Annotated in this window: 14 protein-coding genes; all 14 read right to left on the bottom strand. The window is 49.2% G+C overall.

Annotated features, from left to right (window positions below; translation table 11 throughout):
* Nucleotide 1: 1 nt before the first annotated feature.
* The 14 genes from VV1_RS12750 to VV1_RS12685 all read right to left on the bottom strand — a co-directional run bounded on the left by VV1_RS12750 (nucleotide 2) and on the right by VV1_RS12685 (nucleotide 17,859).
* Nucleotides 2-643, bottom strand: coding sequence for a sugar transferase (locus VV1_RS12750; RefSeq protein ID WP_011080517.1), 642 nt, complete (start codon nucleotides 641-643; stop codon nucleotides 2-4).
* Entirely contained in the window at nucleotides 640-1,869 is a 1,230-nt protein-coding gene (locus VV1_RS12745) for a glycosyltransferase family 2 protein (RefSeq protein ID WP_011080516.1), read from the bottom strand. The genes VV1_RS12750 and VV1_RS12745 overlap by 4 nt, the downstream gene beginning before the upstream one ends.
* Complete coding sequence (locus VV1_RS12740; RefSeq protein ID WP_011080515.1) at nucleotides 1,866-2,972, bottom strand: glycosyltransferase; 1,107 nt, start codon at nucleotides 2,970-2,972, stop codon at nucleotides 1,866-1,868. The genes VV1_RS12745 and VV1_RS12740 overlap by 4 nt, the downstream gene beginning before the upstream one ends.
* Nucleotides 2,973-3,182: 210 nt before the next feature.
* Complete coding sequence (locus tag VV1_RS12735; RefSeq protein ID WP_011080514.1) at nucleotides 3,183-4,616, bottom strand: GumC family protein; 1,434 nt, start codon at nucleotides 4,614-4,616, stop codon at nucleotides 3,183-3,185.
* Nucleotides 4,613-5,791, bottom strand: a complete 1,179-nt coding sequence (locus tag VV1_RS12730) for a glycosyltransferase family protein (protein WP_011080513.1) — start codon at nucleotides 5,789-5,791, stop codon at nucleotides 4,613-4,615. The genes VV1_RS12735 and VV1_RS12730 overlap by 4 nt, the downstream gene beginning before the upstream one ends.
* A 10-nt stretch (nucleotides 5,792-5,801) precedes the next feature.
* Nucleotides 5,802-6,572 (bottom strand): acyltransferase, encoded by a 771-nt coding sequence (locus VV1_RS12725; RefSeq protein ID WP_011080512.1) that lies wholly within the window; start codon nucleotides 6,570-6,572, stop codon nucleotides 5,802-5,804.
* Between the two features lie 116 nt (nucleotides 6,573-6,688).
* The gene (locus VV1_RS12720; RefSeq protein ID WP_011080511.1) at nucleotides 6,689-8,050 is read right to left on the bottom strand and encodes an O-antigen ligase family protein; all 1,362 of its coding nucleotides are present in this window, start codon (nucleotides 8,048-8,050) and stop codon (nucleotides 6,689-6,691) included.
* Nucleotides 8,047-9,507 carry a lipopolysaccharide biosynthesis protein gene (locus tag VV1_RS12715; RefSeq protein WP_011080510.1) on the bottom strand — a complete coding sequence of 487 codons (1,461 nt, stop codon included), beginning with the start codon at nucleotides 9,505-9,507 and terminating at the stop codon, nucleotides 8,047-8,049. Before VV1_RS12715 ends, VV1_RS12720 begins: the two co-directional genes overlap by 4 nt.
* On the bottom strand, nucleotides 9,504-10,682 hold the full coding sequence (locus tag VV1_RS12710; protein ID WP_011080509.1) for a glycosyltransferase family 4 protein: 1,179 nt from the start codon (nucleotides 10,680-10,682) through the stop codon (nucleotides 9,504-9,506). The genes VV1_RS12715 and VV1_RS12710 overlap by 4 nt, the downstream gene beginning before the upstream one ends.
* Nucleotides 10,679-11,872: a glycosyltransferase gene (locus VV1_RS12705; RefSeq protein ID WP_011080508.1), complete on the bottom strand. Its 1,194-nt coding sequence runs from the start codon at nucleotides 11,870-11,872 to the stop codon at nucleotides 10,679-10,681. The genes VV1_RS12710 and VV1_RS12705 overlap by 4 nt, the downstream gene beginning before the upstream one ends.
* 107 nt (nucleotides 11,873-11,979) lie before the next feature.
* Entirely contained in the window at nucleotides 11,980-13,113 is a 1,134-nt protein-coding gene (locus VV1_RS12700) for a glycosyltransferase (RefSeq protein WP_011080507.1), read from the bottom strand.
* On the bottom strand, nucleotides 13,106-14,599 hold the full coding sequence (locus VV1_RS12695) for a sigma-54-dependent transcriptional regulator (RefSeq protein ID WP_011080506.1): 1,494 nt from the start codon (nucleotides 14,597-14,599) through the stop codon (nucleotides 13,106-13,108). The genes VV1_RS12700 and VV1_RS12695 overlap by 8 nt, the downstream gene beginning before the upstream one ends.
* 156 nt (nucleotides 14,600-14,755) lie before the next feature.
* Entirely contained in the window at nucleotides 14,756-17,044 is a 2,289-nt protein-coding gene (locus VV1_RS12690) for a HAMP domain-containing hybrid sensor histidine kinase/response regulator (protein WP_011080505.1), read from the bottom strand.
* Nucleotides 17,045-17,067: 23 nt separating this feature from the next.
* A complete protein-coding gene (locus VV1_RS12685) occupies nucleotides 17,068-17,859 on the bottom strand; it encodes a phosphate/phosphite/phosphonate ABC transporter substrate-binding protein (RefSeq protein ID WP_011080504.1) in 792 nt (263 codons plus the stop codon).
* Nucleotides 17,860-17,872 lie beyond the last annotated feature (13 nt).

Here is a 17,872-nt window from a genome sequence, read left to right as displayed (position 1 = left end):
CTCAACGACCTCGTCCATCCACCATCACAATGATGGTTTTGACGATAATGGCTATGTCTGTCTGCAGCCAGTTAGAGAAGGAATTGAGGCTCAACGCATAGCTATGATCAAACCCCACTTTTCGGCGAACATCTTCAATACTGGTGTCGTAGCCTTGATTGATTTGTGCAAGCCCTGTTATTCCGGGTAAAACCCCATAGGTGCGATCGGCAAAATAGGGGATCTCTTGTTCAAGGCGCTGATAAAAATCGGGTCTCTCAGGTCTTGGGCCAATCAGAGACATCTCACCTTTTAAAACATTAAATAGCTGCGGCAATTCATCTAGGCGCGTTTTGCGTAAAAATCGGCCCACAGGGGTAATTCTTGGGTCGTTTTCCGTTGCCCACACTGCGCCAGAGCGTGATTCTGCATCGCAGTACATAGTGCGAAACTTCATGATCTCGAACAGTTCCATTTTCTCGGGGGTCGAGCGTCCGACACGCAACTGTTTATAGATGATGTTGCCTTTCGAGGTGGCTTTGATTGCCAGTGCAATCAGAGGAAAGAGAGGCAAGGTCACGAGCAATGCTAACGAGGCAAACACTAGGTCGAACAGACGTTTTGCTCGAAAGATGTGCGATTCAAATAAGCCGTTACGTTTCATGAGCGTTCTCCATCGTGATGAACTCGAGTCCAGTGTCCATTTTCTTTACCCAGCAGATAGCGCAAGCCGCCGAGTAAATTGGCAAGGTGGCCTGTGACGAGGTAGTGGATCAGTCTGATTGGTTTGAATTTGGCCGCAGTCGGCCAGCAGTGGCCAAGCATCGCACCGAGATAGATGGCCAACTGTAAACCCAATAACGCGGCAAAAATGACATGCTGCATCAGCCACAATGACGTGATCAAACACAGCAGCATTAAGTAAGGGGTAAGCAGTCTGAGCCCTTTGCCAGAAAAGAAGGTAAAAGCGGTTCCCCCAAATTTTGGATTGAGTAACGCCGCCAATGCGATCAATTGTTGCATGTTGCCCGCAGAAATGCGTAAACGGCGCGCATAATCTTGTTGAAGCTCGCTGCGTTCAAGCTCAAGTGCCACCATTTCCGTCTCATAGTCTGCTTTATGACCTTGTTTCACGATGCTCATTGGCAAAATGAAATCATCGTTAATGGTATTGCTGCTCAGGGGTGTAAATAACTTAGTGCGAAAAAGATAGAAGGCGCCGTGTGAACCAATACTTGAACCGATTGAAGACTCTGTCGCCTTGATGCGAGTTTGATACTGCCAATAGGCATTCTCTGCCGAATTTTCATGGCACCAAATGCGATAGCTGGCGTTGACCACGCCAGTTTCTTGCTGTTCAAAATGCGCGGCGGCCAGCAGCAATGCATCGACGGAAATCAATGCTGAGACGTCACTGAGCGCCGTAATCTCGCTACTGATTTGAGCAACTTCGTCATTAATCACCGCCACCTTACCTCGGTTGACGGGATAGTCGTGAATTTCGAACAGCATCTCGGAACAAATCGCTTCTTGGATGGTGTCTTGAGCAATATCAACGGTGTTGTCGGTGCATCCATCACATGCGATGACCACGCGTAGCTTGTCGGCTGGATAATCTAGGCTCGCAAGGTTACGTATTTTGTCGGCGATCCAATGCGCTTCGTTATAGGCAGGAATAACAATCGTAATGCTGGGTAACATCTTGTCTTTTTGCTGCACGAGATAATGGCGTTGGAGAGTGTTTGAACTCAGGTTCGACGCCTGTTTTTTTCGTCCGGCCATCCATTTAAGTAAAACCGGATAGCCGACGTGGTGGTAAACAATCAAGCTGGCTGATGTTGCAAAAATGCCCGCCATCATCCACTCAAAGAAACTCAATGTTGCCATCATAGAGATGCTCCTAATGCCAATTGGTTGTACTGCGCCACCATGTGACGAATATTATGATGACGAACGACAAAATCACGCAAAGTGTGGGCAAAAGCAGATCGGTCCATGACCAATAACGCATTGATTTCTTGCGCTAACGCAGCGGCGTCAGCAGGAGGGCAGAGCCGACTTAAATGGGGGCATAAGGTTTCGTGGGTGCCGCCTACGCTGGTGGCAACCACCGGAACGTTGCACGCTTGCGCTTCTAGCGTCGAAAGAGGAAAGCCTTCGTTGAGTGACGGTAAGCAGAAAAGATCAAGCGATTGATAAAAAGTCGGCATCGTGCAGCAAAGGCCAAGAAACGTCACGCGATCTTGCAGTTGCATGGTAAATACCAAACGCTCTAACTCTTGGCGTAAAGAGCCATGACCAGCAATCGCCAAGTGCACATTGTGAGGCAGCATGGGCAGCGCTTGTATCAGCCACTGCTGACCTTTCACCGATTCCAACCTTCCTGCACAACCGACAATACGCTTGTCCAATGGCAGATCTAACTGCTTACGAGCCCACGTTTTATCTGCAGGGGCAAAGTAATCGCAATCAATACCGTTTTTAATGGTAATGATGTTTTCATGATGCAGATGTTGTTCAATGCTCAGTTTTACTTCGGTTGCGTCGGCCACCAAGATGGGTTGAACCAGTTTTAACGCCCATGTTTGCAATAACGCGTTTTTGGTCTGGGTAAGGTGCCAACCGTCATGCTCAGTATGAATGCGGCAAGCAACGCCGCTTAAACGAGCCGCGATCCCTCCATACAGTAACGGACCAATATGATGGGTATGAACCACATCGGGTGAGAACTGGCGAAACAACTTAACGAGATAGTGAATGGTCTGAACGCGGATACCGGTCCCTTTGTCGAGAAAGACACATTGGCGAGCGTACTTGCGCAGCTTAGGCCAATGCAATACCGCATCTTGCTTTGTGCCCTCTAGGCTAATGATGTAGACATCGTGATCCGTCGAGCAGACATTCATCATGTCCAGGACGAGCGTTTCTAAGCCGCCGGGAGCGAGATGTTGAACAACATGAAAAATGGTTTTTCTCGGCTTATCTTTGTTCATGGCCTATCCCCATTTCAACTGATTAACGTAAAGCGTCGCGTAGTGCTTAAGGGATTTAGCAGGTTGTGTGCCAACGATTTAGTTGAATTAAAACATGGAGTTATGTCGATTGGCTGTAGTGTTCTCATATTGAGAATCGCTTTGACGAGCGATTAAAAAATGCCCACCGAAGCGGATGCTGTGGTGGGCGAGGCGTGATATTCAGTGGGATCAGTTACGCGGGGCACGAATACGAGGAATCACCGTTAAAACGGGCACATTGATGAGACTGCGTAACTGTTGTTGACTGCGTATGGTTGAGTCAAAGATCTCAAAGAAGATCGCCATGCCTGCGCCGAGTGCGATGCCGCCAAATAGCCCTGCCAGCACGAAGAGAATCACAGGCAAGTTGGCGGTGGAAGATGGCGTGTAGGGGACATCGATCACTTTCACACGTTTATTTTGCTCAAAAATGCCTAATGAGCCTGTCAGTTGCGCCATTTCATAACGTTGAACCAATTCTTCATACAGTTGGCGCTTCACGGTGACGTCGCGCTCCAGCCGTGTGATGTCTTTCGCGGTATTGCCGAAGTGATTGGCTTTTTGTTCCAGCTCGCCAATCATGTTTGCGAGGCTGAGGGTTTCTTCGTTCAGTGCTTCATAACGGCCTCGTATCACCTGCAACTGCTGCAGCTGAGTGACCAAAAGCGGCTGGCTGTCATTGGTATCGTTGATGGTGCTACTGGCGATATCCCATAGTTGAGCGCTATTGAGCGTTACACTGCGGTTACTCAGCAGTTGATGCCGCTCTTGTTCCAAGCGCGAAAGCTCGCGCATTTTGGCTTGAACAGAGCTGTGCTGATCGGTGTACTTAGCACTTAGCAAGGCCAGTTCACTGCGGATGGTGATAATTTGTTCTTCAATTTTGCCAATCACAGGGTTGGTTTTCGACAATTGTTGGTCAAGCGAACCTAAGGTTTTTTCCACACCAGCAAGCTCGGCTTCTTTCTCTGCAAGGCTCTGTTTAAGAGAAGCCAAGCGCGTTAAGTTCTGCGCTTGCATCGCTGGTGTGTCGGCAGAATATTGGTTTTGAAAGTCTGCCAACGCTTGCTCAGCCGCGAACAGCTCTTGTTGGCGTTTTTCAATATGTACGGTGAGAAATTCGCTGGAATCGCGGATGGACGAACGCTCTGGAGCCAACAGTTGGTCGATAAATTGATCGCTGACTGCCGAGAGCAGTGAAGCCATGCCTTTGGGCGAGTTGGCGACCAGTTCAATCTGGATAAAATCTTTGCCTAACTGCTGAACGTTGAGCTTTCCAGCGAGTTGATGAATGATGCGGTCCTGCTCGGCGGTGGTCATGTTGTCATCAATCAGCCCCTCTTGTTTGGCCACGGAATAGAGTACATGGCGGCTTTTTAGCAAGGTGCTGAGGGCACTTAGGCGATCTTTGAGCATGGTGGAGACAGCAATATCCTCAAGAAACGGATTCATTTTGGCGGTTTCTTGGATCAGCATGCTGGTGTGTGAGCGGTAAATCGGCGTCGCAGTCATACCAATCAACGCACCGACGATTGGCAAAATCACAATGGGCGTTACAATAACGTATCGACGTCGCCATGCGGCCACCAAAATGGAATAGAGGCGCAGTTTTAGTCCCATCATAGCTGTTCCACCAAATGTTCAACGTAACGAGCGCGCGCTTCCCAGCTTTGCTGGCTTAGCTGCTTATCGAGTGGATGGCGTGCTTTGGGTTGGCTTTGTAATGTGAGCAGTAGCGTCACCATTTCTTGTGCGTTTTCAGCCAACCAAAGATGACTATAAAACTTCTCTACTGCGGGAAAGTTTTTACTCAGTACAGGCGTGCCTGCCGCCAAATATTCCAATAACTTTAATGGATTGCAGTATTTGATTTGCTGGTTGATGACAAAAGGCAACCAACTGACATCCCAATGTTGTGAATACCGAGGCAGTGCATGGTGCGCTTTCTTCCCGAGATAAATCACATTTGGCAACTTGGGTAACGGATTACTATCAAATTCACAGGGGCCAATGAACACAAAGCCCCAGTGTGGTAGCTGAGAGGCAACGCGTTCAATTAAGGGGTAGTCCAGCCATTGAGAGAGTGAGCCATAAAAACCGCATAAATGGGTAAAGCCTGTGGGCAAATCATCGGCGCGATGGGCTGGGCGAGTAAAGAGTTCAAGATCGACGCCATGAGGGAGTAAGAAGGTTTTCTGCGCCGGGAATTTTTCCAACAAACGCTGGCTAGCCACCAATATGCAGTCGCAACGCTGTGCGAGCTTCGTTTCGTGTTGGCTCACCGTATGATGATCTACGCCAGCCAGCGATGCAAAATCATCACCACAATAATAGACCGAGCGAAACAGCGGAAAACTGTCGAGTAAATCGGCGGCCGTTGGCAGTGAAGTCCAAAAGATCGGATCGTGCATTCGTAATTGTTTCAGTTTTCGTTGCAACTGTAGCGTCAGCATCTTTTTCGCCAACCAGCGAGCCCAGCGACTGGAGGGAGCAGGAATAGTCAGGAAAGAGACGATCTCGATGTTGCTTGAAACCGTATTGGGCTCATCAAACGTTTCGCTATTTTCGCCGTTTTCGCCATTCCCATCGTTTTCGACAAAGGGCTGACGTTTTTGTAACGCGATGGCAAACAGTTTGGCCAAAAGACGTTTGGCGTCTTTTAAACTCCACTTGGGTTGACGAAGGCCAATCGAATTGACCCACAAAACGCGATGGCGCTTAGCGAGCTGTCGCACGATGTGCTGCGTTGAAGAGGGCAGCCCTCCAAAGTCTTCAGCAAAAACAATCATGTCATTCATGATGCTCTCCTCAACGAGGTATGTTCAATGAACGAATCACGTGGGCGGGATTACCGCCTGCGATCACACCTTCAGGAATAGAATGTGTCACCACACTGCCTGCGGCGATCACACTGCCAGCTCCGACGGTGACGCCCGCCATGATCATCACGTTGCTGCCAATCCAGCTGCCGCGTTGTAGGGTAATTGGGCGAATCTGGCTGGGATCATCGCCTTCACCCGCGGCACGACGTTTGGGATCTAAGGGGTGGCCTGAATAACCAAAAAACATGCAGCGTCCGGCGATCGCGACGTCGTCTTCAATCGTGATCAGGTCGCCCACCGCGATGGTGGTTTGCCAGCCAATCGAGACACGATTGCCGATGTTCAATCGAGGCTCTTTGACAGAGCTGCAGCCTGTGATGGTTGCTTGACCGGAAAGGTTACAGTCATCGCCCATGGAGATACGAACATTGTTGGTGATGAGCGGTAATCCGCCATACAAGTAGAGCTGTTTGCCGCATGCCTTGACCCTGCCTTTGAATGCTGGCGTGGTGATGAAGGTGCGATACACATAGTCGCTTGATTGGCGAAGCAACACCATCAAACGGTAGAGCAAGGCATTGTAAAAATGTGGTGTGGGTAAGTTGGCACAACGGATCTGTTTGAGTGTGCGAAAAAGCGCTCGCATAAGAGGATTGGGATGATGTTTGAGCCAAGATTTTACGTCGCTTCCTTGAAAGGTTTTCGTGTTTTTCTCGCTATCTGGTTTGACTCCGAGTTGTGATTTATTCACCAACATAACGCCTCCTACCGAACATTGAATGTTATTTGTTCTCTAAGCTTTTGTATCAACAACTATGCCACTTGGAGATTATCGATAATTCAATAGCTTAGCGTTTGCTGCTGCGTTGGTGTTTAGGCATTCTCATTTTGAGAATCAATTTTAATGATGTGGCTGATGGCGATAGTGAGGGCGGTAAGAATATAAATTGGCCAAGTAAACCCTTGGGTGAGAAAAGTACCGGAGACGATCGTTCCCAAAAGCCCGGCAAAGACCGCGTTGGCGGCAATATCAATGGCGGTCGGTTTTTGGCAGTGAATTTGCCGAATAGAGTGCAAAGAGGTTTTGATTAAGCAAACAATGAGACCAAGAAACAGAGTTAGGCCAACAAACCCTGTTTCGGCAAGTACGCCAAACCAAGTGCTGTGTACGGCGTGATTGAGCCCATCCCAGTGCGGGCTGTAGAAGAAATAGTTGTAGTAAAAGTTTTGTAACCCGACGCCAAGTAAAGGATGGGCCAATGCCATTTTGAAAGCGGCCTCCCAAGCGTAGAGTCGCCCCATGGCTGAAGCATCAATGCCTTCTTCGGCTGAGCCGCCAGAAGCGCGATCGGATATCCCCGCCACCGCATAGAGAAGCAAACTGGCCACACACCCAAGGAGGATCAGCACCGTTTTATTGCGAATGGTTTTGTTGGCGAAGTAACCCAGAACCGCCATGGCACCGAGCAACCCACCACGGCTTTGTGTTTCCAGTAGTGCCAGGAAAAGGATCGCACACGTCACGCCCGCGAGAAGGCGCACCGCCACGTGGGTTCTGCGATGAAAACTTAAGCTAACGCTAAACGCAAATGGAAACATCAGCACTAACGCCAGGTCGTTTGGATCACCAAGCATAGAACCCAGATCGCGCCCGATGGTCACTCGTGAGCCTTCCACTAGGCCAATCCCTTGCATGGCGTTACTCAGTGCCACGCAACCAATCAGTAAGCCAGAGAGCGTGATGGTAATCGAAATAATGTTGAGATGTTTAGCGCTGGTGACGAGCCACATGATGGCTAAGGTCATCACCATGATTTTCCAGTAGACACTGGAAAAAGCGCCAAATGCCACTCCTCGATTGCCTGCAAAGAAAAGACCAATGACAACCACAAGCCAAAAGGCGACTAACCAGTTCATCACAGGGTGCCAGTAGGGCTTCAACTGTCGTGTAATGATAAGATGCCAGCCCAATGCCGCCAAAGCGCCAAATGAAAGCAATAAGGGAATTTTCAGAGAATAGAGCTGTGGAATGGCTTCATGGATACGAAAAAAAGAGAACACCACAAACAACAGTACCAACCAAAAGGTTTGATTGAGCACATAAAGCGTTGCGATAGGGAGTAAGCAAAGCGCTACCACCACAAGTGGGTTGGGTTGCCAAGCCCATACCAGCGCCACCACCATACAAAGTGTCAGCACAAACGCCAGATGTGGGTAGCGAGGGGTGACGGTCATAACGCCTCCTCATGGGCGTTCAATGACGGTGCTGCCTGCAAGCCTTGTTGGGTGGATTCTCGTGGGGTGGATTGAAAGTGCAGAATCGGCCATGCCAACACGATGATCACGCCCAAGCAGAGTAAGATTGAAACAGCCCCCGTTAGCCAGTCGCTTGCGAAATAGAGTGCGCCAACGCCAATTAACGCGCAGAGAAAAATCATCGCCAGACGGAAAAACTGCCATGGAAGAGCAAAGGCTCGTTGGCTTAACACCATCACGCCAATAGCTCGCACACCTTGCGTGATCGCAAGGGCAAAGCAGACACCGACCACGCCAAAGGATGACAGCCCCCAAAACAAACTCACGGCCAACAGCGCACAGACCAGATTCAGTATCAGCAACTGCCGAGTTTGATGACGATAGAGTAGGCCGAGATTCACTAGCTCATAACTTTCTTTGAACATCGCCGCTGGGATGAGCAATGCTAAAAAGGTGATCGCAGAAGCAAAGCTGCTGGGTAAGGCGTAGAGAACAAACACTTTTGCAATTGCAAATACCGCGACCGCAAGCAGTGAGATATACACCAGCCCACATTGACTGATCTTGACGGCTTTCGTCTCGCCTGAGTGGGCAAGGCATTCGAAACGTTTTGGCATCCACCACATGCCAAAAGGCTGCACCAAAATACACAAGGCGAGCGAAAATTTCGCGGCAATCGCGTAAATACCCAATTGAGCAAGAGAAGAAAACCCACCAATAAACCATCTTTCTGCCCCATTTAACGTAAAAGCCAGCAATGCGGAGAGCATCAGCGGTGCGGCGTAGTGCAACCAGCGCTTAAGCTGCGCCGATGAGATGGAAGCGATCCGATAGCGATTTAGCCAGTGCAGCGCTACGCATTGATAAAGTGCGCTGAGTAAGCTGCAAAGCAATAGTCCAGTGACACTCGGCCGATAGTGCAGCACCAGCAATACACAAGAGAGCTGGAGAACGAGCGCACTCAGCGTTATCGTGACCAGCGCTTTGGCTTTGTCATCTTGAATTCTTAACCAAGCGGTGCCGATGGCAATCAAACATTCAAGGCTGATGCAGGCGAACAGAAGTGACAGTGTGATGCTGTTGAGTTCTCCATTCCACGCGATGTTTTGGACGATGGCGAAAGCGAGTAAGAAAAACGTCAGCGCGATGATCGCTGCGAGCGAGTAGACCTGATTCACCACCTGCTTTTTCTCATTCATCGATTCACAGGGGGCTGCGAAACGGTAAAGCACTTCATGCAAGGAGAGCGAAACCATCAGCGCGGAAAAGGTGCCAATGGACGCCAATAACTCCAACGTGCCCAACTGAGTGGTGGAAAGATAGTGCGCCATAATGGGCAGCATCAACAGTGCCGCGCCTTTTTGTAAAATCAGAGCCACGCCAAACAGTGACATATTTTGCAGTGAACGGGAGTGGCGCAGTTGTTGTAATCTCATAGCGCACCTTTTTGTCGAGTACGGCTAAGTGGGATGACATTGCGTGTGAGTTTTCCCCCTAATGAATCGATGATTGGCTGGTAACAAAGATCGGAACGATAGAGCTTGGCTAAGGTTCTGCCATTGCGTGATAAACGTTGACGGTTACAGGGTGAGGCGAGCAGCAGCTCAATTTTCTGCCGCAAATCTTTTGCACTATTGGGTTGGTATTTAATGCAGTGTTCGCCATCTGTCAGTTTTTCAGCCCAGAAAGCACCATCGTCGGGGATGATCACACACAGACCCGCAGCCAGTGCTTCGAGAATGGATAAGCCAAAAGGCTCATTTTGGCTGGTGGAAATAAAGATTGAGCACTGTGAGCGGATATGATCAAGATGGCTTGGCTGTTGATACCAATGGCAGCGCGTGAGGGTGAGATCCGGTTCACTTACCGCCAGTTGAGTCTGCTGAGGTTGGATATAGCAAACGTGGCAGTCGATGTCTTGAGGATGAATTTTTAATGCCTCAACCAGCAAATCAAGCCCCTTCCATTTGAGTAATGACGCCGCCCAAAAGAGTTGATCCGATTGTGCATCGCACTCTGTTGGCCACTGCTCTGCACTTAATCCATTGGTAAAAGGGACAAAGTTGTTGCGCTCAAACACCATTCTAGCTCGGTCTGTGTTGGCCATTGAGGGGGCTGTTTTTTCGTAGTAGCGACACAGCGCCCCGAAGAGGCTTTTTTTCGCACAAGGCAGATAAAACACCTTTTCCGCTACCGAGAGGCAATAGCCAATTGAACGCGACCGCGCCACTTTGCCATGAATCACTTGAGTAATCGGTGTTTTGAACATGAGTTTGAAAAGATAAAGTGGCATATCAAGCCCTGGGCCAGAAATGCCCATGAGCCGATGGATCTTAGGCAAACGCAAAGTGATCACCAGCAAAACCAGCCAATGATAGGTTTGCAGCAGCCAGTACTTTAACCCTTGTTCCGCGAGCAACATGGCTATCGTCGGGTATGAATAGACTGAACAATTGCCATGAGCCAATGCGCTTTGCCAGTTATCGCGATTAGCGGTGACGATATAGAAATGGATTGAGCGCTGTTTGGCGACGTGCAGCATCTCTTGTGTGGCGATTTTAGACCCGCCTAGATAGCTTATGGGATCAAAAATTAACACGTTCTGTTTCATGACAGCAGCTCCTTACGACGAAAGAAGTAAAGAAGGGGACGCAGCATCGCACGCCATTGAGGGGCGGGTTGGTCGCGCTTCATCAAGGCGAGATAATGCGCTTGCAACGTTTGGGTGTTGCAGTGAATCGTCAGGTTTTCATGCGCATCCACGTAGGCAGTTTGTTTGAGCTTGTGACTCAGCGCCGGATTCAGCATCAGCGTTTGCATGGCTTGCACCAGTGAAAATACGCCGCTGTTGTGATACAGCAGCCCATTTCGGTTATGAGAAACGAATTCGGGAATGCCTCCAGTGCGTGGGGCAATCACAGGCAACTCCGCCATCATGGCTTCTGCAATCACCAATCCAAACGCCTCTTGGTAAGCGCCGCTAACAAAAGCATCCGCATCGGATTTCAGCCACATGGCGGCGTTGGCTTTTTCGCCTAACCAGTGCACTTGCTCGCTTAGTCCCAATGTCTCGCTCAAGTGCTTAAGGGTTATACGTTCAGGGCCATCGCCAATGATCACTAAATGGGCTTTCTCGCCATTTTTTTTCAGCAGATAGAGCGCCTTGAGCAAACGATCCACGCCTTTTCTCGCGATCAAGGAGCCAATCGTGATGAAGGTAAAGGCTTGGCGTGGAATCGAAAGTTGAGTTTTGAGGGAAGTGTCAAGTGATGAGGAAGGCAAACCCACGCCGTTGTGCACCACACTCAATTGAGGCAGTGTGAGCCCTTCACTTTGCATTGCTTGGCTAATGGCGTTACTTACGCAAACAATTTTATCGGCGAGATGAAAGCCCATTAAAAAGCGCTCGCGGAGTGGGTAGTCGCCATGGAGTTGAAGCAGCTGTGGGCAGTGACAAAGTCGTGCAGCAATACTCATCCATTGGCAAGGCGCGCCACTGTTGACGTGGATAAGCGAAACATGGTGGCGTTGTATTAAGGTGATCGCCCGGGCGACCAATTTCATCGTGTTGAGGGGGTTAAACTTGTTTGCCCCTATGACACCCAATACCGAAAATGGGTCTTGATAGGTGGTGATACCACATTGAGCGAAATGATCGAGCAGAGGCTGACAATTTGACCATACGATAGGCTCAAACTGTTGGGTGTCTAACGTTGCCAGTAGATGGATGAGTGTTGTCTCGCTGCCTCGGATCCAGTTATCCCCATAGTGGACAAATAAAATGGGTGTTCTTGTTGTCATTGTGATTCCCTATCCACGATTTATTCTCATGTTAGCTAGGGAGTGCAATGGCAGTGCCAAAGAAATACTCGATTTATCTCACTGAAAAATCGAGCATTTCTTGTTGGCTAATGGTGAGGCGTCAATTTGATTCTCAAATTGGGAAAAGCGTTGTCGATATGATAGGACGAGAGAATTTGCGGCAAAACAGCTTGAGGCGAATAGTGTTGCATTATGGTCTCGCGCGCCTGAAACAGTAGGCGTTGCTGTTCCGCGGACGGCATCTCCAACCAACTCTGCAAATGCGCCACCAAATCTGCTTCTGTTTGTGCAATAAAACCGTTTTGACCATGTTCGATAAGTTGGCCTAATTGGCCGACATTCATCGCAATGACAGCGACGCCGTTTGCCATGGCTTCTAACGCTGCCATGGGTAGGCCTTCAAAGCGAGAAGGGATGATCAACACGGAAATCTTAGGCCAAACCTTCGTCATGTCGCTGACAAACCCAGAAAACTCGACGTTGTCGTTCGCTAACGTCTCCAACGGCTCGCGTTCTGGTCCGTCACCGTACAGATGGAAGATCAGGGAAGGAAAGTGCTCCGCCAATTCGACAAAACGATCGGCGGCTTTTTCGTAACTCAAACGGCCAACGAAGCCGATGTGTTGCGAACAATTCTGATGCGATTTTGCCAGCTCTGATACCGGGACAAAATTGTTGATTCGCTCTCCAGCAAAAGGCAAAGAGTGAAGAATAGCATCGCTGACGGCAAAGCGATGATCGCTAATGAAGCTGGTCAGGCGATCGACCCAATCGTACAACCACAGCTTACCCGTTTTACTTTCTCCTGCATGATAGGTGCTGACTAAACGCAGATGCGGAAAGCTCATCATTCGTGCTAAGCGCGCGTAGATATTGGCTTTGTAGCCATGGGTATGTACGGCGATGGGTCGATAGCGCTTTAGCGCAACGGCTAACTGCATAATGGGCATGGGGTGATTACCGGATAACTGAGAGATGTAGTTAACGCGGATCCCTCGCTGTCTGAGCTGCTGCATAATCGGTGGGCGACGGACATATTTGTTGGTTAATAAAACACGTACCGAATAATGCTGAGCCTTGAGTGCCGAAGCGAGCTCAATCACATGGCTTTCAATCCCTCCGTAAACGAGAGAGTCGAGCAGCAGCCATATCTCTTTCCCGACGCGATGACTTTTGGCTGGGCGTTTTTTGCCGAGTGTGGCTTTGTTGTCGTCAGGCATTTTCTTCTGCCTCCCACGCTTGTTTTTTGCGATACACCGTCGAGGGGCTTAGTTCCAACATCACCGCTGCACTGATCACGTTGCCATCGCAAAAGGCGATAGCGTTTTGAATCGCTTCGCGTTCGATTTGCCACATTGGACGGATACTGCCGTCAGAATGGTGGAACGCATTGTGGGTGAGTGGATTGGCCTTGGATGTTTGCGTCTCAAGCGAATGATGGTTTAACGCCTCATGTCCGTTGTGCATCTCGTGTATGACCGCTTGAGCAGGTTGAGGTGGGGTTGAGAGTTTAGCGGGTTCTTTGACGGTTTGCGGTTTGGTGGTGAGCTGAGCCGGCAAATGTTCCACATTCAGTTGGTTGTCATCGTTGAGAACGACAATGTTGCGAATGATGTTTTGCAACTGACGAACATTGCCCGGCCAGTTGTATTTTTTGAGTATTGATTGCGCTTCTTTGCTGATTGAGTTGAATTTTTTGCCGTCTTCTTTGGCGTAAGTTTTGAGGAAGTGATTGGCCAGCTCAACAATGTCATTACCTCGTTCTCTAAGTGGCGGCATTTCAATGGGAACCACATGGACACGATAGTAGAGATCTTCCCTAAAACGGCCTTCTTCGACCTCTTTGAGGGGATCGCGATTGGTGGCGCAGATGATGCGAACATCCACCTTGACTTCTTTACTGCCGCCGAGTGGGGTGAAGGTACCAGTCTGAAGAAAACGCAGCAGTTTTTTCTGCATCTCCAGTTCCATTTCGCACAATTCATCGAGAAACAACGTGCCGCCGTTGGCCAGCATTGCCGCACCTTTGCGGTCGGTTGTCGCTCCAGTAAACGCCCCTTTTAAGTGACCAAAGATTTCGCTTTCCATTAAGTCACGAGGAATCGCCCCACAGTTGATTGCGATAAAGGGCTGCTCTTTGCGTAGGCTCTGTTTGTGGATCGCTTCAGCACACACTTCTTTCCCTGTGCCACTCTCTCCGTTGATAAAAACACTGGCGGTGGTTGGTGCCACGGAATCAATGGTTTTATAAACGGCCTGCATTGGCAGGCACGCGCCGATAAAGCCATGATAACGTGGCCTGTCGAAGCGAGATTGCATGTTCTCAACCAAATGCTCTAACTTGGCGCGTTTTAGATGAACGGCAATGGATGTTTTTAAACGGTCGGCTTTTATTGGCTTTTCGAGAAAATCTTCCGCCCCTTTGTTCATTAAGCTGACGGCGATGTCAACGGAACCATGAGCGGTGGCGATGATAACCGCGGTCGGAATATCGTTTTGGTTGATCCAGTCGAGCACATCTTCCCCGGACATATCGGGCAACTTGAGATCCAAAATCACCAGTTGAGGCGTATTGCGCTCAATAAACTGAATCGCGTCACGTCCGGTTTCTACGTGAAAAATATCATAGGGCTCATCTTTGACGTATTGCTTATATAAAATGGCAAGTGAAGTGGAATCCTCGACTAACAGTACTTTTGCTCGCATCTCTTCTCCTTACCCATGTCACCGTCTGTTGCTCGTATATTAATAATAGTTTTAGCACATGGGTGGCGCTTTGCTGGGTTAAGCGACTATTTTTGATTGAAATTTTTTCAAATCGTTGTTGTGCGATCTCGTATTAGGACAGCAATATTCAACGCGTTAAATTGAGTTTGGCTCTACAAACCCAAGTTGTTTGCGCTCGTTTAGTGCAGACAGCGAATCGTGTGCTAGCTGAGCAATACCAGACGCGTCTTCCATCACAGCGTCATACTCCTTTGCCACGCACAGCCGCTCAAGCTTTCTGGCTAGGTTGGATAAGCGTCGATTGCCCAGCGCCAGTGATGAACTGCCTAGCGTGTGTAACTCAAACTCCAGTTGTTGAAAATCGCTGTGAGCGATCGCCTGATCAATCTTCACCAAGCGCCGCTCCGATTCTTCAATGTAATGCTCAATGAGCATCGGCATCACCTCAGCACTGGTGTCACGAATCATTTGTTGAATGATCAATTCATCCACCAATGGGGCGGTGGTGTTTTTTTCTGACGTTAAGGTGATCTGCATATGATTGGTTTTCTCCGTTTCAAGGGGCTTATGAGCAGTATCGTGGTGATTGGATGCGCTTAAAATATTGTTCAACTCCTCAATTAAATGACGGCTACGTAGCGGCTTAGAGAGGTAGCCATTCATGCCAGAGCGAAGAAACTTCTCTTTATCGCCATATAGCGCGTGTGCGGTAAGCGCAATAATGGGCGTTGCTGCTTGTTTGGCATCGGGCAATTGACGAATCTCTTTGCACGCTTGCATGCCATCTTTGCCAGGCATCGAAATATCCATAAAAATAATGTCGTAGTGGTGATTTGATGCCATGCTCACCGCTTCATAACCATCGTTGGCTAAGTCGATCGCCACGCCAAGGCGCTCAAACATGGCTTTAATCACCATCTGATTCGCGGTGTTGTCTTCCGCTACCAAGATGCGTTTGCCTTGAAGCAATGTGCAGACGCTATCATTGTCAGGCTGAGCCTGTTGCGTGACAGTGTCATGTTCTGCCAGTGGCATTTCCACACTAAACACAAAGCAAGAGCCTTTTCCCACTTCGCTTTCAACGTTGATTTCACCTTCCATCAATTGAGCAAGACGTTTACAAATCGCAAGGCCAAGCCCCGAGCCTTCGCGAGTCCGTGAATAGCCCTGATCGACCATGGTGAACTCTTCGAACAAAATGGCCATGGCATCGGGCGCAATACCGATACCGGTGTCGTTGATCTCGCAGCGGATATAGAGCTTATCGCCTTCGTTTTGTGTCGTCACATGAAGGGACACGCTTCCTTTTTGGGTAAATTTGACGGCGTTGCCGAGCAAGTTAAGCAGCACTTGGCGATAGCGGTTTGAGTCACCCACCACCACGTAGTCACACTCATCGTTGAAGGTGAGAGACAAGTACAACCCTTTGGTTTTGGCGAGGGGTTCAAAGCTGTTGACGATTTCCTCAACGCAGCTTTTTAGCTCAAACGGGCGAGGGTAAAGAATCAGTGTATTGGCTTCCATGCGAGAGAAATCAAGAATGTCGTTGATGATGGAAAGCAGCAGCTCGCCAGATTCTTTCGCCGTATGGACAAGGTTTTGCTGATGGTTGTCCAGTTTGGTTTCACCCAAAATGCCGAGTAGCCCAAGCACTCCATTCATCGGCGTGCGAATTTCATGAGACATGGAGGCCAGAAAGCGGCTTTTCGATTCATTGGCGAGCTCAGCTTGGGTCCGGGCTTGCTCAAGCTCTTGGTAGCTGGTGGCGAGATTATGCGACATGGAGTCAAACGCGGCGGCCACTTTGCCGATTTCATCTTTCGCCTTGAGTTGAAGTTGGAAGCCGGGGCCATCATTGGCAACGCGCTCTGCCGCGCGAGTGAGTTGATAGAGATTTTGGCTGAGATAACTCCCTAAAAAATAGGAAAAGAGAGCAACAAGAATGATCTCTAATACGGCGATAAGGACGATGGCTTTGCTCGCTTCATCAAGCGCGGTTTGAATCGCCGTGGTGTTAAAACCCATGCGAATTTCACCATAGGTTAGGCCATCGACGGTGATCTTTTCACTCACATCAAACACCAAATCGCCTAAGCTGACGTGGTCATCGGCTTGCCAATCGGCACTCACTTTTGGCAAAGCACCTGCAAACGCCAGTTGCTGATCGTTGTTGCGGATATCCACATAGAGGATGTCTGGAAGAGAGAGGATTTCTTGAGTCAAATCATCCAAAGTGGCGAGATCGAGGGAAAGTAGGGCATCTTTGGATGCACGAGCAAACATCTGTGAGGTGGCATTGGCTTTTTGAATAAACTGCTCTTGATTTGATTGGCGCATGAAGTTCATGGCACTGAAAACCAGCAGCATCAACATGATGATTTCAATGCAGGCAATGCCGATGATGGTTTTAATTCGAAAAGACATAATGACCTCCTGGCGAGATACCTTTAGTCCGTCAGTAACTTAATATCGAGCTGGCGAATATCGTTCCAATCAGAATCTTGCGCCGCGACAAACGCAGAAATCTTGAGTGGGCTCAACAATGACTCTCTCCCGTTGCGCTGATTGAGATTGAGCAGGGCGTTTTGCAGCGCCAATACGGTGTTTGCATCAAGGTTCGGTTTTACGGCGATAGGGTGTGGCGTGTAGCCATCGCTGGTCCAAAGTATCTTTAATTGCTGACGAACATCGGCAGGAGCGGCGTTCAGTGTTCTGGCAATGCCACCGCCAGCAGGTAATAAGCCACGCGCTACATTGAGATAGACAGAGTCGTGGGATGAAACGTATTTGGGCTGATATTCAATACCTTGTTGGTTTAAATACCCTTGCGTCAGTATCGTCGCAGCAAAAGCGGCTGGTGACGGAAACGCCAATGTTTGTCCGTTCAACTGAGCAATGGTGTTAATGGCGTCATTGGCATTCACCACAATTAAGCCATAAATCAACGTATCTTTGGCTTTGGCGATGGCTTGGTAGCCAACTTGCTGGTGGAACACCACATAGTGATAAGGGTTCATGTAAGCGATGTCGTAATGGCCCTCATTGAGGCGTGCTTCAAACGTCGGAATGTCGGGGGCGGTGGCAAAAACAATCTCGAGCCCGATATCCTCGCTGAGTGCTTTGATCACTGGCGTCCAATTGTCGGCCAGACGGCTGGCGGATTGCTGAGGTACCACACCAAAAACCAGCGGTTTACACCAACTGAGGGTGCAAAGAGGAGCAGTGCGGTCAGTATCCATTGCTTCATCGTCA

Source organism: Vibrio vulnificus CMCP6, from assembly GCF_000039765.1.
GTDB classification, from domain to species: Bacteria; Pseudomonadota; Gammaproteobacteria; order Enterobacterales; family Vibrionaceae; genus Vibrio; species Vibrio vulnificus_B.
The sequence above is the reverse complement of the archived record's forward strand: the minus strand, read 5'-3'. Positions and strand labels throughout refer to the sequence as shown.